Source organism: Phytohabitans sp. LZ39 (genome assembly GCF_059359075.1).
The window spans coordinates 285,627-303,784 of sequence record NZ_JCADBM010000003.1; the positions used below are offsets into that span (position 1 = coordinate 285,627).

The 18,158-nt window shown below is 68.4% G+C and carries 11 protein-coding genes; 3 read left to right on the plus strand and 8 right to left on the minus strand.

Features of this window, described 5'->3' with window-relative positions; all coding sequences use genetic code 11:
* Positions 1–145 precede the first annotated feature (145 nt).
* Together AC5L36_RS07820 and AC5L36_RS07825 are read left to right on the plus strand one after the other, a co-directional pair.
* Complete coding sequence (locus AC5L36_RS07820) at positions 146–3,028, plus strand: glycosyl hydrolase family 95 catalytic domain-containing protein (protein ID WP_441216913.1); 2,883 nt, start codon at positions 146–148, stop codon at positions 3,026–3,028.
* Between the two features lie 48 nt (positions 3,029–3,076).
* Positions 3,077–5,773, plus strand: coding sequence for an RICIN domain-containing protein (locus AC5L36_RS07825; protein ID WP_441216914.1), 2,697 nt, complete (start codon positions 3,077–3,079; stop codon positions 5,771–5,773).
* A 52-nt stretch (positions 5,774–5,825) separates the two neighbouring features.
* On the opposite strand, the gene AC5L36_RS07830 is transcribed toward AC5L36_RS07825, so the two are convergent.
* The 4 genes from AC5L36_RS07830 to AC5L36_RS07845 are packed head-to-tail and all read right to left on the minus strand — an operon-like array spanning position 5,826 to position 10,813.
* A complete protein-coding gene (locus AC5L36_RS07830; protein ID WP_441216915.1) occupies positions 5,826–6,869 on the minus strand; it encodes an ABC transporter permease in 1,044 nt (347 codons plus the stop codon).
* Complete coding sequence (locus AC5L36_RS07835) at positions 6,862–8,394, minus strand: sugar ABC transporter ATP-binding protein (RefSeq protein ID WP_441216916.1); 1,533 nt, start codon at positions 8,392–8,394, stop codon at positions 6,862–6,864. Before AC5L36_RS07835 ends, AC5L36_RS07830 begins: the two co-directional genes overlap by 8 nt.
* 23 nt (positions 8,395–8,417) lie before the next feature.
* A complete protein-coding gene (locus AC5L36_RS07840; protein ID WP_441216917.1) occupies positions 8,418–9,485 on the minus strand; it encodes a sugar ABC transporter substrate-binding protein in 1,068 nt (355 codons plus the stop codon).
* A gap of 8 nt (positions 9,486–9,493) precedes the next feature.
* Positions 9,494–10,813, minus strand: coding sequence for an enolase C-terminal domain-like protein (locus AC5L36_RS07845; RefSeq protein ID WP_441216918.1), 1,320 nt, complete (start codon positions 10,811–10,813; stop codon positions 9,494–9,496).
* A gap of 204 nt (positions 10,814–11,017) precedes the next feature.
* Between AC5L36_RS07845 and AC5L36_RS07850 the strand changes: the two genes are divergently transcribed.
* Positions 11,018–11,713 (plus strand): FadR/GntR family transcriptional regulator, encoded by a 696-nt coding sequence (locus AC5L36_RS07850; RefSeq protein WP_441216919.1) that lies wholly within the window; start codon positions 11,018–11,020, stop codon positions 11,711–11,713.
* A gap of 1 nt (position 11,714) precedes the next feature.
* On the opposite strand, the gene AC5L36_RS07855 is transcribed toward AC5L36_RS07850, so the two are convergent.
* The 4 genes from AC5L36_RS07855 to AC5L36_RS07870 form a co-directional block, all read right to left on the minus strand.
* Complete coding sequence (locus AC5L36_RS07855; RefSeq protein ID WP_441216920.1) at positions 11,715–13,157, minus strand: ricin-type beta-trefoil lectin domain protein; 1,443 nt, start codon at positions 13,155–13,157, stop codon at positions 11,715–11,717.
* Positions 13,158–13,245: 88 nt separating this feature from the next.
* The gene (locus AC5L36_RS07860) at positions 13,246–14,751 is read right to left on the minus strand and encodes a non-reducing end alpha-L-arabinofuranosidase family hydrolase (protein WP_441216921.1); all 1,506 of its coding nucleotides are present in this window, start codon (positions 14,749–14,751) and stop codon (positions 13,246–13,248) included.
* Between the two features lie 129 nt (positions 14,752–14,880).
* A complete protein-coding gene (locus tag AC5L36_RS07865) occupies positions 14,881–16,317 on the minus strand; it encodes an endo-1,4-beta-xylanase (protein ID WP_441216922.1) in 1,437 nt (478 codons plus the stop codon).
* A 284-nt stretch (positions 16,318–16,601) separates the two neighbouring features.
* The gene (locus AC5L36_RS07870; protein WP_441216923.1) at positions 16,602–18,125 is read right to left on the minus strand and encodes a sigma-70 family RNA polymerase sigma factor; all 1,524 of its coding nucleotides are present in this window, start codon (positions 18,123–18,125) and stop codon (positions 16,602–16,604) included.
* Positions 18,126–18,158: the final 33 nt, after the last annotated feature.

Below are 18,158 nucleotides of genomic sequence, written 5' to 3' on the forward strand. Positions count from 1 at the left end.
CGAACAGGCCCAACATTGATCTGATGATTGCCTCGCGTTCACCCGGATCAAGACCTACAATGTGAGCGCTAACATCGACGACCACCTACGAGCACGCCTTTCGTCAAACGTCACGACCTCGGCAAGGAGCTCGATGGATCTACCGATGGGCCGTAGGCGATTCGTCACGGCCGCGGCGCTGACCGCCGGCGCCGCCGCCCTGCCCTCGGCGATGGCGGCCCGACCGGCCGCCGCCGCGGTCCCTCCTCAGGTCACGCTCCCCGACCGGGGCATCTACGACACCGCCCCCGCGACGGACTGGACTCACGGTTTCCTGAGCGGCAACGGCGAATACGGCGCGGTGCTCTACGGTGCGCCGGCGCTAGAGAAGGTGATCTTCAGCCACCATCGCTTCGTCCTGCCCAACGGCACCCGAAACGTGTCCCCGCCGGTCATCTCGGGCCGGCTCGCCGGTGTCCGCGACAAGGCGCTGGCCGGTGACTACAACGGCGCGAGGAGCGACTTCACCTCCGGCTGGAGCTTGCGCTGGACCCAGACCTTCCACCCCGGTTACGAAGTGCAAATCAGCACCCCGGGCGTGACCACCGTCAACGACTACGTCCGGATCACCGACTTCCGTACCGGCGAGGTCATCACCGCCTGGACCGACGCCAGCGGCACCTGGACCCGGCGCGCCTTCGTCTCCCGGGCCGACAAGGTGATCGTCCACGAACTCACCCCCGCGCCGGGCCGGACGATCGCCGCCACGCTGAGCGTCAACCCGGCGCTCAGCGGCGTCCCCGGCTCGGTCCGTTTCGCCGCCCTCGCCGCGGTCGACAACGGTTCGGGCTACCTGAACCTGCGCGGCACGTACCCGTCCGGACAGGGTGCGTTTGGCTACGAGGGTGTCACCCGGGTCGTGCCGACCGGAGGCACGGCCACCGCGAACGGAACGACAATCGTCGTCGCCGGCGCGGCCAAGCTCGTGCTGCTGACCAAGCTCGACCGGTACGAGTCCTCCACCGCCTGGGACGCCAAACCACTGCACGCCACGCTGGCCGCGCTGAGTGCCGACTACTCCTGGCTGCGTGGCCGGCACGTCACGGTGCATTCCGCCATGTACGACCGTTCCCGCCTCGACCTGAACGTCTCCGCCGCCGACCGGCAGCTGCCGACCGGCGAACTGATCGCCCGGCAGAACGCCAACCGCAACGTCATCGACGTCGCCCTGTTGGAGCGGCTGTACGACTCCGGCCGCTATCTGTTCATCAGCTCCAGCGGGGTCCTGCCGCCGCGGCTGACGGGAATCTGGACCGGGTCGTGGAACGCCGCCTGGGCCGACGACTTCACCACCGACGCCAACGTCAACCTCCAGGTCGCCGGCGGCAACATCCTCGACCTCACGGACGCCATGCGGGGCTACTTCGACCTGATCCTGGGCCAGCTCGCCCATTGGCGCACCAACGCGCGAAACCTGTACGGCGCCCGCGGTTTCCTCGCCCCGTCCCGCACCGACGGCGAGTACGGCCACATGCTGCACTTCGACGGAGGCTTTCCGGGCCACTGCTGGACCGGTGGCGCCGACTGGCTGGTCTACCCGCTGCTGGAGTACTACCAGGTCACCGGCGACCAGGCCTTCCTCAGGGACAAGCTCGGCCCCGCCCTGATGGAGCTGGCGTTGTTCTACGAGGACTTCCTTACCCGCACCGACTCGAGCGGCGACGTGGTGTTCGTGCCGTCGTTCTCGATGGAGAACTCACCGGCCAGCACCGGCGTCCATCTGGCCGTCAACGCCACCGGCGACATCCAGGCCGGCAAGCACGCCCTGCAGGCCGCCATCGACGCCGCCAACGCCCTCGGCCTCGAACAGGGCAGCGGCCAAGGCGTCCAACGCTGGACCGCGCTTCTGGGCAAGCTGCCGCCCTACACCGTCAACGGTGACGGTGCCCTCGCCGAATGGTCCTGGCCCGGGCTGACCGACCGCTACAACCACCGCCACGTCCACCATTTGTACGGGGTCTGGCCGTTGCACGAGATCAATCCGGAGGACGAGCCCGCTCTCGTCGCCGCCTCGCTGCGGGCGCTGGCGCTGCGCGGCGACGAGAACGTCTCCGCACACGGCAGCCTGCACCGGGCCCTGGCGGCCGCCCGGCTGAAGGACGGCAACCTCGTCTACGGCAACCTTCGCAAGATCCTCGGCAACGACATGGTCTTCAGGTCACTGATGACCTCACACAACCCCAACCTCGACATCTACAACGCCGACGCGGCCAACGCGCTGCCGGGCGTGCTCGGCGAAGCACTCGTCAACACCAGACCCGGCATCATCGAGCTGCTGCCCGCCCTGCCCGACCAACTCGCCAAGGGCGGCATCACCGGCGTACTCGGCCGCAACCGGGTCCGCGTCGACAACCTCACCTGGGACCTGACCGCCCGCACCGCGAGCGTGGCGCTCACCTCGGCGATCACCCAGAACATCACGCTCATCAGCCGCCGCGGGATGACCTCCATCTCCACCACCGCGACGGTCGCCTCCTCCCCGCTGGGCGCGCACGCCCGCGTGGTTTCGCTGACCGCTGGGCAACAGGCGCAGATCACCGTGGAGCTGCCCGACCGGCAACTGCCCGCCGGCTATCACCGCCTGGTAAACCGGCGCAGCGGAAAGGTACTCGACGTCTCCGGCGCCTCCACCGCCAACGGCGCCAAGATAATCCAGTGGTCGTGGACCGGCGCCACCAACCAGCAATGGCGCTTGGAGCCCAACGCCGACCAGTCGTTCAGGCTGGTCAGCCGCGGCAGCGGCAAGGTGCTCGAAAGCCCCGGCGGCTCGACCGCACAGGGCACCCAGCTCGACCAGTGGTCCGACACCGCCGGCACCCACCAGTGGTGGCGGCTTGTCGCTACCGGCGACGGCTACCACCGCCTGGTCAACGTCCGCAGTGGACACGTCGCCGACGTGTCCGGCGGATCGCTCGACGACGGCGCTCAAGTGATCCAGTGGGCCGCCGCCGGCGGCACCAACCAGCAGTGGCAACTCGTCGCTGTCTAACCCCTCGCAAACATCCACCCGGCCGCGCAGAAGTGAAAGGAACCGTACGTGAACGCAGCCGTTTCCACCGCTGCACGGTCGCTGGTGGCGGTCGCGGTGCTCGCCGCCGTCGCCTTGACGGCCACGGCGACCCACCAAACGCCCGCCTCGGCCGCGGTCCAGGCGACCTACTACGTCGCTCCGGACGGCAACGACACCAACGCGGGCACGATGGCGTCGCCGTTCAAGACCCTGCAACGCGCGCGAGACGCCGTCCGCACGATCAACGCGAACATGACCGGCGACATCCAGGTGTATCTTCGCGGCGGGACGTATCCGGTCAGCAGCACGATCGAGCTCGGGCCAAGTGACTCCGGCACCAACGGCTACCGGGTGGTGTACGCCGCCCACGCCAACGAGACGCCGGTCCTCGACGGCGGCGTCCCGGTGACCGGATGGACCCAGCACAGCGGCAACATCTGGAAGGCACCGCTCGACCGCGCCAACAAGCTGCGCACGCTCTACGTCAACGGCAAGCGGGCGTTTATGGCCTCGAAGACGATCAACTCGGCGGGCTGCCACGGGACGTACAACGTCACGGCCGGCCAAGCCGCGTGGGCCTGGGAGTCCGGATCGCAGTGCGAAGGCGCCAGATACAGCCTCTCCGACTTTCCCGCCATCCCCCGCAACCAGGACGACATCGAGATCGAAACGGGTACCACCTGGACCACGGCCATCGTGGGAGTCCGCCAGGTGACGACCACAGCCGACGGCGCCAGCCGGGTAGCGCTGTTCCAGCAACCGGGCGCGGCCATCGCCCAGGGCGCCTTCAACGGCAACGCCCAGGTCGGCGGCAGCCACAAGGTCATGAACGCCTACGAGTTCCTGGACACGCCGGGCGAGTTCTACTTCGACAAGACCAGCCGGACGCTGTACTACTACAAGGCCAGCGCGGAAAACATGGCGACCGCGGCGGTCGTCGCGCCGAACAACGTGTCGACCGTGCTAAAGATCGCCGGCACCTCGACGAGCGGCCACGCCCGCAACATCACGGTGTCGGGCCTGACGGTGCAGCACTCCGACTGGAACCTGTTCAACGTAGCCGGCTCCGCGTTCAAGCAGGCGCAGCAGGGCAACCTCGGCGCTCTCGCGTACGCGAAGGGCAACTTCCACGTCTACTACTACCGGAACGTCGACGTCACCCCCGGCATCATCCAGGTCGAAAACGCCGACGGGCTGGTCTTCCAGCGCAACCGGATCCAGCACACCGGCGCCGACGGCATAAACATGGTCAACGACGTGCAGGGCACCCAGCTGATCGGAAACTTCACCAACGACATCGCCGGATCGGCGATCACCGTGGGTCATCCGCAGCACGTCTACATCGGAGACCACACGGCCACCAACCGCGAGAAGTACCCGGCTCAGGTCGAAGGGCTGCCGAAGAACATCGAGATCAAGAACAACTACCTCTACGACAGCGCCGTGCTGTTCAACGGGCACAGCCCCATCTCGGCGTACTTCGCCGACACACTCACGATCCAGCGCAACCGGATCGAGAAGACGCCGTGGTCGGGCATCACGCTCGGCTGGGGCTGGTGGAACTTCGACGGGTCGTCCGGCTCGATCGCGCCCAACAGGCCGACCACGACGGCGAGAAACAACACCATCAGCCACAACCACATCATCGACACGGTGCAACGCCTCAGCGACACCGCCCCGATCTACACGCTGGGCAGCCAGCCCGGGACCACGGTGCACAGCAACTATCTCCAAGGCGTCCCGGCCGGCCACAAGTACGGACTTCACCCGGACGAGGGCTCGGCGTACATGACCTTCCGCGACAACGTGCTGAGCGTGGACAAGAACGTCACCTGGCTCATCAACTCCGACGACTTCGGGCGCAAGCACGACCTGAGCATCACGCAGATCTACGGGCCCATCAACAAGGTCTCCAACAAGAACCTGCCGAACAGCACCATCCACGACATCCTCGTCTCCTCCGACTACGTCTGGCCGGCGGCGGCATACGCCATCGCGGTGAGCTCGGGGCTGGAGGACGCGTTCCGCGACGTCATCCCGCCGAGCAACCTTTCCGTGCCGGACTACGTGCTGCCGGCCAGCACGTTTGTCAGCGGCGCCAGCGCGTCGATTCCGGTCCGTAGCACCGGCGACGCGAGCAGGACGATCTGGTTGGCTCCCGCCGGCACCACCACCTTCGCCGCCGGCCCGACGATGACGAGGGCGAGCGGCACGGCCACGTCCATCGCCGTACCGACGACGCAGGGCGAGTACCGGCTCTACGTCCTCGACGCCCAGGGCAACCGATCCGCCGAGTCCAAGTCGATCGTCAGGCAGCAGAGCGGCGGCAGCCAGCAGGGCGGCCAACTCGTGGGCGGCCAGTCCGGCCGCTGCGTCGACGTGCCCAACTCCGCCACCGCCAACGGCACTCAGATGCAGCTGTGGGACTGCGCCGCGGGCACGAACCAGCGGTGGACACACACCGCCACCAAGCAGCTGACCGTGTACGGCAACAAGTGCCTGGACGCGTCCGGCTCCGGGACGGCCAACGGCACCGCCGTCATCATCTGGGACTGCCACGGCGGGCTCAACCAGCAGTGGAACCTCAACGCCAACGGCACCGTCACGAACGTCCAATCCGGACTGTGCATGGACGCCAACGGCGCCGCTTCCGCCAACGGTACGAGGATCATCCTTTGGTCCTGCAACGGCGGCGCGAACCAGCAGTGGAGCCTTCGCAACTGACCGACCACACAGGCCGGGGACGGCGGTCACCGCCGTCCCCGGCACGGGGCGCCTATTCCTGGGCTTTGCCGCCGGTGATGCGGGAGACGACCAGGGCGATGAGGATGATGGCTCCGTTGAGCGCGCCGATCCACTGTGCCGGTACGCCGGCCAGGGTCAGCACGTTTTGGATCATGAAGAGCAGCAGGATGCCGGTGAAGGCGCCGAACATGGTGCCCCTGCCGCCGTTGAGGCTGACGCCCCCGATGACGGCGGCGGCGAAGACGGTGAAGATGGCGCCGTTGCCTTGGGAGGCGGCGACGGAGGCGAGCCGGCCGGAGAGCATCAGACCGCCGAGCGCGGCGAGGACGCTGGCGCCGGTCAAGGCGATCCACAGCACGCGGTCGGTGCGGATGCCGGCCGCCTTCGCCGCGTCGACGTTGCCGCCGATCGCGTACAGGGAGCGGCCGAAGCCGGTGTAGCCGAGCAGCACGATGCCGCCGGCGAACAGGACGACGCAGATCCAGATCGACGCGGGGACACCGAGCCATACCGCGGTGCCCAGGTACATCATCGACTCGGGCAGGTTGAAGAACGTCTGGCCGCCGGAGATCCCGGTCAGCAGTCCACGTAGGACGATGAGCATGCCGAGCGTCACGATGAACCCGTGGAGTCCGAACCGGACGATCAGCGCGGCGTTGGCGACGCCGACGAGGGCGCCCACGGCCAGCGTGATCGGGATGGCCCAGGCGCCCGGCAGCAGGCCGGTGCCGTGCCCGGCGCCGACCGCGACGGTCATCCAGGCCGCGACTCCTGGGGCGAGGCCGAACGTGGATTCCAGTGACAGGTCCATCTTGCCGGCGACCAGGACGACGGTCTGCGCCAGCACGAGCAGCGCGATCTCCGACATGGTCTGGGCGATGTTGATGAGGTTGTCGGGCTGGAGGAAGACCGGGTTGACGATCTGACCGACGACGGCGATGAGTGCGATCGCCGGCACCAGGGCCAGGTCCCGGAGTCGCGCGATGGCGAGCTTTCCGACCGGCCGGCGAGGTGGCGGTCCGGCGGCCACCGCGGAGCCGTCGGCGGCGCTCGCCGCGGTCATGGTCTTAGGCATCGACGGTCAGTCCTTCCATCGCGGCCACGAGGTCGTGGTCGCGCCAGCCGCTTGGCATTTCGGCGACGATCCGGCCCTGGAACATCACCAGGACGCGATCGCAGATACGTAGGTCGTCGAGCTCGTCGGAGGCGACGATCGCGCCGGTGCCGGCGGTCGCCACCTCGTCGATCTTGTCGAGGAGGAACTCCTTGGACCGCACGTCCACGCCCGCGGTGGGCGTGATGAGCACGAGCACCTTGGGGTCGTTGGCGAGGGCGCGAGCCATGACGACCTTCTGCTGGTTGCCGCCGGAGAGTCCGGAGACCGGCAGGTCCGGCCCCGGGGTCTTGATGGCCAGGGCGTCGATCAGCGTGCCGGCGATGGCGTCGCGGCGGCGGGTGCTGAGGAATCCGGCCGTCCCGAGCCGTTCCGGGATGGTCATGGTGGTGTTGTCCGCGACCGACATGCCCGCTACCAGGCCTTGATGATGGCGGTCCTGGGGCACGAAGCCGACACCACAGGCGAGCGCGGCGCCGACATGGCCGGCACGTGGCGTGCGGCCGTCGACGATGATCGCGCCGGCGTCCGGGGCACGGAGCCCGACGATGGCCTCGGCCACCTCGGTCTTGCCGCTGCCGCCGGCGCCCGCCAACCCGACGATCTCTCCGGCACCCACCTGGAACGTGATGTCCTCGAACAGGCCGTCCAGCCGCAGTCCGGCCACGTCCAGGACCACGCCCGCCTCGCCCGCCGGCGCGGTGCGCGAGCGGGGAACGTCGAGCGCGGTGGCCTCGCCGGTCATCGCGGCGACCAGCTCGCCGCGCGGGAGGTCGGCGACCGGCGCGGTGACCACGTGCCGGGCGTCGCGGAAGACCGTCACCATGTCGCAGATCTCGTAGACCTCCTGTAGGTGGTGGCTGATGAACAGGAAGGTGACGCCCTGCGTTTGCAGGTCGCGGATGTGGCCGAAGAGCCGGGCGATCGCGGCGGCGTCGAGCTGCGCGGTCGGTTCGTCGAGGATGATGAACCTGGCGCCGAACGACAGCGCCCGAGCGATCTCCACGAACTGGCGCTGCTCGACGCTCAGGTCCTTTGCCTTGGCGTCGACGTCCACATCGACCGACCAGACGGCCAGCAGATCCCGCGCGCGCTGGCGCAGCGAGCGCCAGCTGATCAGCCCGCTACGGCCCCGGTCGTACCGGTTGAGCATCAGGTTTTCGGCCACGGTCAGCTGCGGGATGATGGTGGACTTCTGGTAGACGCAGGCCACGTGTCGCCGCCACGCGTCCCGGTCGGACAGCCGGGGTGCCGCCGCGCCGGCGAAGAGGACCTGCCCGGTGTCGGGCGCCTGGAGTCCGGTCAGGATCGACACGAGAGTGGACTTGCCGGCGCCGTTGCGGCCGACGAGGGCGTGTGTCTCCCCCGGCAGCACACGGATGTGCGCCTGGTCGAGTGCCACGGTCGAGCCGTACCGCTTGGTGATGTCGATGGCCTCCACGGCGGGCGGATCCGCACGGACCCGCCCGCCGTCGCTGTCGTTCATCTCGGTGTCTTCTCCCTCGCCGATCAGCCGATGTTGTTGCCCCACAGGGACTTGTCATCCGGCTTGAGGCTCGTCACGCCGCCGTAGCTGCCGCCGTCCGCGGTGACCAGCGGGGCGGAGAGCTGGTCCTCGAGCACCCCGTCGCGCACCTGGATGATCGTGCTGTCGTGGTCGGTGGGGCCGGGCTGGAAGGTCTTGCCCTCGATGGCCGCCTTGACGTAGAAGAGGGCGTACTTGGCGTAGAGGTCGGCGGGCTGGGAGACGGTGGCGTCGATGTTGCCGGCGGCGATGTCCTGGAGCTCCTTGGGGATGCCGTCGTTGGAGACCACGAAGACGTGCTTCGGGTCGTCCGGCGCGGTGAGCAGACCGCGCTGCTTGAGCAGTTGGAGCGTGCCGGCCAGGGCGAAGCTCGACTGCATGTAGACGCCCTTGATGTCCGGGTGCTCGGTGAGGCGGATCTGGAGCTTCTGCGAGGCGAGCGCGCCGTCCCAGTTGGTCGCCTCCCCGAAGACCGTGATGCCGGGGTAGTTCTTCTTCATGCAGTCGTTGAACGCCTCGGTGCGGTCGCGGCCGTTGATCGAGGCCAGGTCGCCCTGGAGCATCACGACCTTGCCGGCTCCCTTGAGCTTGGTGCCGAGGAACTGGCAGGCCTTCTCGCCGTAGGCGCGGTTGTCGGCGCGCACCACCATGAAGACCTCACCGGAGTCGGGCCGGGTGTCGATGGTCACGACCGGGATCTTCTTGGCGGCGAGCGACTGCAACGCCGGGGCGATCGCGGCGGTGTCCTGCGGTGCCATCGCGATGCCCTTGACGCCCTGGCTGATGAACGACTGCACGTTGGAGGTCAGCTTCGCCACGTCGTTCTGCGAGTTGGTGGTCTTCAGGTCGAGCCCGAGCTCGCCGGCGAACTGGGGCGTGTACTTGATGTACGAGTTCCAGAAGTCGGTGTCCGACCGCGGGTAGTCGACGCCGACGACCACCGGTTTGGTGCCACCGTCCCCGCTCGTCGAATCGTCGCCGCCGCATGCGCTGAGCAACGCGGCGGCGGACGTCAGGACTGCTGCTGTCGCGGCGATGCCTCTCAGGTTCATTGATACTCCTATGTGGAAGGTGCCCGGACATGACTCCACTGCGGACCGTCGGGAAACGTGTACGCGGCGACCGACTCCGGGTGCATCCGCGCTCCGATGCCGGGAGCCTCGGGCGCCACGTAGTGCCCCTCCCGGATGACGACCGGATCGGCGAAGTGCTGGTGCAGGTGGTCGACGTACTCGATGACCCGGCCTTCGGTGCTGCCGCTGACCGCCACGTAGTCGAACATCGCCAGGTGCTGCACCATCTCGCACAGGCCGACACCCCCGGCGTGCGGGCAGACCGGCACGCCGAACTTGGCGGCCAGGAGGAGGATCGCGATGTTCTCGTTCACACCGGCGACACGCGTGGCGTCCAGTTGCAGGACGTCGATCGCGCCGGCTTGGAGCAGTTGCTTGAACATGACCTGGTTGTGGCAGTGCTCGCCGGTGGCCACCTTGATCGGCATCACGGCTCGGCGGATGGCGGCGTGGCCGAGGATGTCGTCGGGTGAGGTCGGCTCCTCGATCCAGTACGGGTCGTACGGTGCCAGTGACCTCAGCCAGGCGATCGCCTGCTCGACGCCCCACGCCTGGTTGGCGTCGATCGCGATCCGGGTGCCGGCACCCACCGCCTCCCGGGCCAGGGCCACCCGCCGGATGTCGACGTCGTTGTCGGCGCCGACCTTGAGCTTTATCAAGCCGAACCCGTCGGCCACCGCCTCCCTGGCCAACCGGACCAGCTTCTCGTCGGTGTAGCCCAGCCAGCCGGGCGTGGTCGTGTACGCCGGGTAGCCGCGCGCGAGCAGCTCCTTCTGCCGCTGCTCCCGCCCGGGTGCCGCCCGGCGAAGGATGTCCAGCGCCTCCTCCGGGGTGAGCGCGTCGCGCAGGTACCGGAAGTCGACGAGGCCGACGAGTTGGGCTGGCGGCATCTCGGCCAGCAACCGCCACAACGGCTTGCCCTCCCGCCGGGCGTACAGGTCCCAGGCCGCGTTCACGATCGCGCCGGCGGCCATGTGGATGGCGCCTTTGTGTGGACCGAGCCAGCGCAGCTGGCTGTCACCGGTCAGCCGCTCGGAGAACCCGCGCAGGTCGCCCAGGACGTCGGCGACCGGCAGCCCCACCACCAGCGGCGCCAGCGCACGGATCGCGGCGACCTGGACGTCGTTGCCGCGCCCGACCGTGAACGCGAGCCCGAACCCCTCCTCGCCGCCGCTCGTCCGGATCGCCACGTACGCGGCGGAGTAGTCCGGCTCCGGGTTCATCGCATCCGACCCGTCCAACTCGCGGGAGGTCGGGAACCGGACGTCGATCGCGTCCACCGCGACGATTAATCCACCGTGCGCCATGGGATGTCTTTATAGCCGCCGGCAAGGCGTACGTCTAGAGACAGGCGATCTAGCTGGGATTTCGTATCAGCAAGCTCATCAATGGGTGATCGCTACGATACGTAAGGTGCCGAGACATGGGATCACCTGCTAGCGTTTGGACCGCGTACCTCACCCCGTCCAGCTGGCTGCTAACGTGCGGGGCCCAGTCCGAAGGACCCACGAATGTCGCTGACCGACAAGGCGATGACACGCCTCCGGGAGATGATCCAGTCCGGTGAGCTCCCGCCGGGCTCGAAGCTGCCCCCGGAGCAGCAGCTCGCCTCGGAGCTGGGCGTCGGACGAAACATCATGCGCGAGGCCGTGCGCGCGTTGGTGGCCGCCAGGGTGCTGGAGGTCCGGCGGGGCAACGGCACCTTCGTCACCAGCCTCGAGCCACGCGTCCTCCTCGAAGGCATCAGCGGCGCGGTCGAGCTGCTGCGCGGCGAGACGATGCTCGAGCTCACCGAGGTGCGCCGCCTGTTCGAGAGCGCCGCCACCGGCCTGGCCGCCACCCGCATCTCACCCCGGCAGCTCGCCGAGGTAAAGGGCCACCTGGAGGCGATGCGCGCCGCGGCCGACGACGTCGAGCTGCTCAACCAGCACGACGCCGCCTTCCACCGCGCGGTGGTCGCCGCCACCGGCAACGAGACCCTGTCGACGGTCCTGGAAGGGATCTCCAGCCGGACCTTGCGGGCACGGGTGTGGCGCGGCCTTGTCGACGCGGACGCCGCCGACCGCACCCTTCGCGAACACGAGGCGATCTACATGGCGCTGGCGGCGGGCGACGCCATCCAGGCGCAGGCGGCCGCCCTGATGCACATCACCACCACCGAGAACTGGCTGCGCGCCCACCATCGCGAAAATCCGGACGGACCCTGAGCTATGCCACCGCGGCGTTCGACACCTGCCATTTCTGGTTGTCACCGCCCCAGCAGGTCCAGAGCTGGACCTTGAAGGTGCTGGTGTTCACGTCCAGGCAAAGGCCTGATTGGACACTCCGGACGGTGCCGTCGGCGCCGATCGTCCATCGCTGGTTGTCGCCGCCGTTGCAGGCGTACGTGCCGACCACCGTGCCGTTCGCGGTCCCCCGGTTGTAGGCGTCCAGGCACTTCTGGCCGCCGAGCGCGGTGAGCTGTCCTCCGGTCGTCGGCGTCCACCGCTGCGCGGCCGTGCTACCGCAGGTGGACACCTGGACCTGGGTGTTGGTGGTGGTGGCACCGGGGATGTCCAGGCAGCGCGCGGTGCCGACGTTGCGCAGCAGTTTGGCCGGGGCCGGATCGCCACCGCCGTCGCCCAGGCCCCAGCCGTACTTGAGCCGTTCGAGACCGCTGGCGTTGGGGGTGCTGAGCGTGAGGTTGGCACCGGTGCCGTGCAGCTTCTGCATGGCGTACCAGTCGTCGGCCTGGCCGGCGGTCACCTTGCCGCCGAGACCCGGCCAGTAGATCGAGCCCATCCGAAGCTCGCGCAGGATCGTGGTGGTCGCGCGGAAGTAGCGCACGAAGTTGTCGCCGCTGGCGGCGTCGTTGTAGTCGAGTCCGGTGTCCATCGGTGCGCCGAACTCGTCGATCACGGTGCGGTCGGCGCAGGAGCCGATCGCGTCCCGCAGGAAGGCCACCCACTGGTCGTAGTTCTTGGCACCGCTGAAGAACGTGTAGTGGTGCAGCGACAGGAAGGTCCCGTCGAGGCGGCGGTCGGCGCACATCGACTTGATGTCGGTGTTCAGGCCGGCGCCGCTGACGAAGATCCGGTTTCGTGGGATCGACGGGCGCGCGCTGATCCAGTTGCTGACCACGTTCGCCCAGTCGCTGGCGCTGTGCCCGCCCGGCTCGTTCATCGGCTCGAAGTAGACAAGGTTGTTGGTGCCGTACCTTGCGACCACGGTGTTCCACATCGTGTCGAACGCGGTCGGGTTGACGATGCGGCCGCCGCTGGCGGCCACCCCGTCGTCCCAATAGGACAGCACGACCTTGAAACCCTTGTCCGTGGCCGCGTCGATCGCACCGGTGTACGCGTTCCACCAGTTCGTACCGACGGTGTACGTGTTGATCGGCAACCGGACGGTGTTGGCGTCGAGGTTGTTCTGAAAGCCGGTGTAGATCGCGTTGGCCTTGGCCACGACCGTCGCGTAGCTGTCGGAGCTACTCAGTCCGTACAGCACCAGTGGACCGCCGTGGAAGTTGTCACCCAGTCGGGCCCAGTTGACACCTCGAAACTGGGAGGTGTCGGCCGGAGCCGGCGACGCACCGCCGAGCACCGCGACGGGCACCGCGGCAACAACAGCCAAGGCGCGGGCGAGGTGGCGCCGGAGGTGGGGGCGGGGCATAGCCGTTCCTTTCCATGGGGCATCACGGTGGAGCCGGACCAGAGCGAGGCGGGCTCGGCGCAAGGCCGAGCCCGCCGTCGGTAAGTGTTTAGCGTTGCAGGGTCAAAAGACCGGGTCGGTAGGGCAGCAGGCCGTATTCGGTGCCGTCGGAGCTGGGCGAACGACCCTGGTAGAGCAGTTGCAGGTTGCACGGGTCGACGGTCATCGTCTGGTCGGCGTTGCTACGGATCAGCTCGCCGTGACTGATGTCGTTGGTCCACGTCGCGCCGCTGTTGGCCTTACCCGCGAACGGGTTGCTCTCACTGGCCGCCTGCGGCGTCCACGTCCCACCCAGACTTGTCGAGGTGAACGAACGGAAGTAACGGCCCTGCGCACCGATCGCCTCGACGATCATCAGATACAGGTTCTGCCCCTGGATCTTGTAAACCTGGACCGCCTCGAACAGGTTGTTGGTACTGTCCGTCATGATCACCGTAGCCTGGTTGCCGAAACTGCCCGGGAAGTTCCCGATCGGCATGCTGGCCCGGTAGATCCGGCCGTTGTCGCCGGCGAAGAACAGGTACATGTTGCTGCTGTCACCGATCAGCGCCTGGTCGATCGGCCCGGTGTTGGAGTTGGAGATGCTCGCCGTGGACAGCACCTGCTGCGACGACCAGCCATTCGGATTGGTCGGATCGCTGGACGTGCGGTAGGAGAACGCGGTCCCACCCCACTGGTAGGCCAGCACCCAGATGTTTCTGGGGGCGAAGTAGAACAGCGACGGCGCGACGGTGCCCGACGACATCGTGTTCTGGCTCGCCGAGGCCATCTGCGACCAGTCGGAGAAGAGACTGAAGTTCATCGAACCCCACGACGTACCGAAATCGTGCGTGGTCGCGTAGACAAGATGCCGCCCGTTGTACGGAGCATAGGTGAAGTCCTTCAACGACACCCACCCCGACTTCGGGTTCGCCAACGGACCCGTCGACGACCAGCTGTACCTCGACGGAAGTGAGCACGTGCCGGTCGGTGGCGGCGACGTCGGCGGGGTGGTCGGCGTCCCGCCGATGCGGACGAGTTGCCACTGCTGGTTGCTGCCACCCACGTCGGTGTACTGCACCACGTTGCCGCCGTCGTTGGTCGCGGCACCCTGCACCTCGACCGCCTTGTTGCTGTTCCGGTTGATCAACCGGACGTAGCCGCCGTCCGAGTCGGCCAGCCGAAACTGCTGGTTCGCCCCGTTGTGGTCGGACCATTGCACGATCGCGGCACCGTCCGCGGTGGAGACGTTGGAGACGTCCAGCACCTTGCCCGAGTGTCGCGACCTGATCCGGTAGTAGCCGCCACCACTGTCCACGAACTGCCACTGCTGGTTGGCTTGGTCATGACGCGACCACTGAATGATCCGCGCACCGTCGGTGGTAGCGGCGCCGTTGACGTCCACGGCCTTACCGCTGTTTCGGTTTACCAGCACGTACCAGGCCGTGGTGTCCACTGTGGCCGCAGACGCCGACGTGGCGACGACCGTGACCAGCGCACCACCCACGACCACCGCGGCGGCCGCGGCGGCCAACACACGACGCCACCTCACGGTGCGCGCCGACACATCCGACATGGCTTCACTCCTTTTCGATCAAACCCAGACCGTTGCGATAGCCGCTGGGCCGGCGCGGAGTTTGCCCTCTCCGCGCCGGCCCTCCGCGTCCCCCGGTGAGCAGGTGGAATTACCGACACTCGTTCGTCTTCAGGCTCTCGCCCAGCGTTGGTTGGCGCCGCCGTGGCAGCTCCACACGATCACCGCTGAGCCATTGGCGGTCGCTGCGCCGTTGACGTCCAGGCACAAGCCGCTCTGGGCGTTGCTGATCGTGCCGTTGCCGTTGAGGACCCACTGCTGGTTCGTGGCGCCGCTACAGTCCCAGATCTGCACCCGGGTGCCGTTGCCGGCGTTGGCGGGGACGTCCAGGCACTTGCCCATCACTTGCAGCGCCCGCCCGTTCTGGGTGAACTGCTGGTTCGCGTTGCTGTGGCAGTCCCAGATGATCATCTGTCCGCCGTTGGCCGAGCTGGCGCCGTTGACGTCCAGGCACCGGCCGGATCCTTCGTTGCGCAGCCGGTTTCCGGTCGGGTTCGGGGTCGTCGGGTTCGGGTTGGTCCCGCCGTTGAGCGTGTCGAGGACGGCGTTGTACGCGGCCTTCTTGTTGCCCGCGCAGTCGAACAGCAGGGCGTTGTCGGAGCCGCGCCAGGAGTCGCAGTCCCGCACACCCCACACCGTGATGCCGGTACACCGGGAGACCGCCAGGCAGGCCCGGGTGACGGTGGCGTAGATGTTCGCCTGGTTGCCGCCCTGGGTCACGTCGAGCTCGGTGATCTGCACGTCGACGCCGAGGTCGGCGAAGCGCTGGAGGTTGGCCTGGTAGTCACCGGGGATCGAGGTGCCCAGGTGCGACTGGAAGCCGACGCAGTCGATCGGCACGCCGCGGGCCTTGAAGTCGCGGACCATGTTGTAGATCCCGGTCGACTTCGCGTTGACGCCGTCGGTGTTGTAGTCGTTGTAGCAGAGCTTCGCGCCCGGGTCGGCGGCGCGGGCGGCACGGAACGCCGCCTCGATCCAGTCGTTGCCGGTGCGCTGGAGGTTGGAGTCTCGCCGGCCGCCGCTGCCGCCGTCGGCGAACGCCTCGTTGACCACGTCCCACGAGTGGATCTGCCCCCGGAAGTGGGTGGCCACCTGGGTGACGTGGTTGATGGCGGCGTTGCGCAGGTCGCCGCCGGACAGGTTCTGAGCCCATCCGGGCTGCTGCGCGTGCCACAGCAGGGTGTGGCCGCGCACGCTCATCCCGTTGGCCCGGGCGTGGCTGACGATGCGGTCGCCGGCGCCGTAGTTGAACCCTCCACGCTGCGGCTCGGTCGCGTCCCACTTCATCTCGTTCTCCGCGACGAGACTGTTGAACTCGCGGTTGAGCACGGACATGTAGGTGCCGTCGTTGAACTTGTACGTCCCGACGGCGGCGCCGTAGTAGCGGCCTTTCTCGGCCGCCGAGGCACCGAGCGTGGTGCCCGCGTTGGCGGTCCCGGTGGACACGAACGCCAATCCGGTGGCCAGCAACGAGGCCAGCGCCAGTGGCAGTATCACTTTGGTCCGCCGTCGCCGTCGCGGACGGCCCGCGTGGAGGAGCTCGCTCATCGTCAGTACCTTTCAAAGTCGGTCGCTTCGCGGCGTTAGCGCTAACATCGCTATTCCCTTTGGACTTCGCCCGGGTCGAGCGGAAGTGGATGAACACGCAACGCATCGATGCGTGTGAGATTGCCAGATTGTTTCAAAGCGTTCAAGAGGGAAACGTCGATGCGCGACCGGACTTTCGACAGTCCCCACCGATAACACATTTTCGATACCGATTAGAACCGGCGAGCGCATAAAAGCGCCGCGCGTTTCTGTTATCGGCACCGGTGCCGGACGGTCGCGGGCGGCTACCCCGCCGACGGCGGCCGGGGCCGGAAGGACGCGTCGGCGCGAAACGCCGCGCTGCCGTCGGAGGGATCCACCCACAGCTCGGTGCCGCGGTGGCGCAGAAAAGCACCGGGGTAGTTGGACGACTCCAGCGACACCGAACCGGGGACGGAGCCCGCGCGCACACAAAACGTCGCGTCGCCGCGAAACAGCTCGGTGCCGTCGTCCGCGCTCAGCCGCAGCCGCCAGGACGAATGGCGCAGGTAACGGCCGTCCGGGACGCGAAGCGAGACGCAGCCGGGATCCGCCAGACCGTGTACCACCTCGAACGTCGCGCGTTGCCGGGAGGCGGCCGCGTCGGCCCGCTCCAGGACCCCGAGGTCGTTGCCGGTCGTGACGAAAAGCCCTACCGCGTTGACCGACTCCAGCGTGGCGCGGCCCGACGTGAACGGCGGCGTGCCCGAAGGGCTTGCCACGGTCGGGTTCGCGCGCGTCGAGGACGGAGCGACCCGCTCGGAAGTCGACGGCGCCGGCGCCACCGCGGGGGCCGACCCCACCGGCCGCGGAGCGGAAGCCGATGTCGGCGCCCCGAACGCCTGCCGGCCCGGTGGCGCGGGTGCCGACCAGGTGGCCGTCGTCACGGCGGCGCCGGCGACCAGCGTGCCGGCCATCACCGCCGTCGCGACGGGGTGCGCCCCCGCCGCCTGGGCGAGCTGGCCGAGAAACCCCGCTTTGACACCGGCGGTGACCGCGCTCTTGAGGAGCACCGCGGCCGACAGCGCCACGGGGACGGAAAGCAGCGCCAGGCCCGCGACGAGCCGCTCCAGGGGCACCAGTTCGCCGGCGGCGCGGGTGCAGACCGGACATGACCGGGTATGCCGCGTGATGCGTTTGCGCCACAGTGGACCCGGCACGCCGTTCCAGTCCTCCACGACAGCGGTCAGCTGCGCGCACCGCGGGTGGGCTTCCAGCGCCGCGACAAGTGACCGGCTCAGCTCGAGCTGCTGGCGCATCCGCTGGACACGCACACCGGCGTGCGCCGCGCTCGTCCCCGACGCCGCCGCGAGCTCGGCCCTGGTGAGCTGGCCGGCGGTTTCCAGCCACCACAGCGACAGCAGGGCCCGGTCGTCGGGGTCGAGCCATCGGCTGGCGCGGACCGCCTGCCTGCGGTGGCTCGACAGCTCCACGTGCGTCAGTGCCAGGCTCTCCGCGTCGGCGTCCGGCAGGTCGATCACCTCGTCCAGGGGGGCCGTCCGCCGCGCGTCGGCCTGCCGCCGGTGGAGGTGGGTGCTGATCTGGCGGGTCGCGATCGTCGCCAGCCAGGGCCGGAAGCTCTCCGGGGTACGCAGCGTGCGCAGCTCCCGCAGGGCGCGCAGCATGGTCTCCTGCACGACGTCGTCGACGTCCGCGAGCCCGCCCAGCGCCCGGCGCACGATGGTGTACACCAGCGGCAGGTAGGCGGTGACGAGCTCGTCGAGTGCCCGCCGGTCCCCCGCCTGCGCGGCGACGACCAGGCTCGTCTCGTCGACCCGGCTGGCCGGCATCACACGCTCCGCGCCGCCGGCGACGTCTCGACG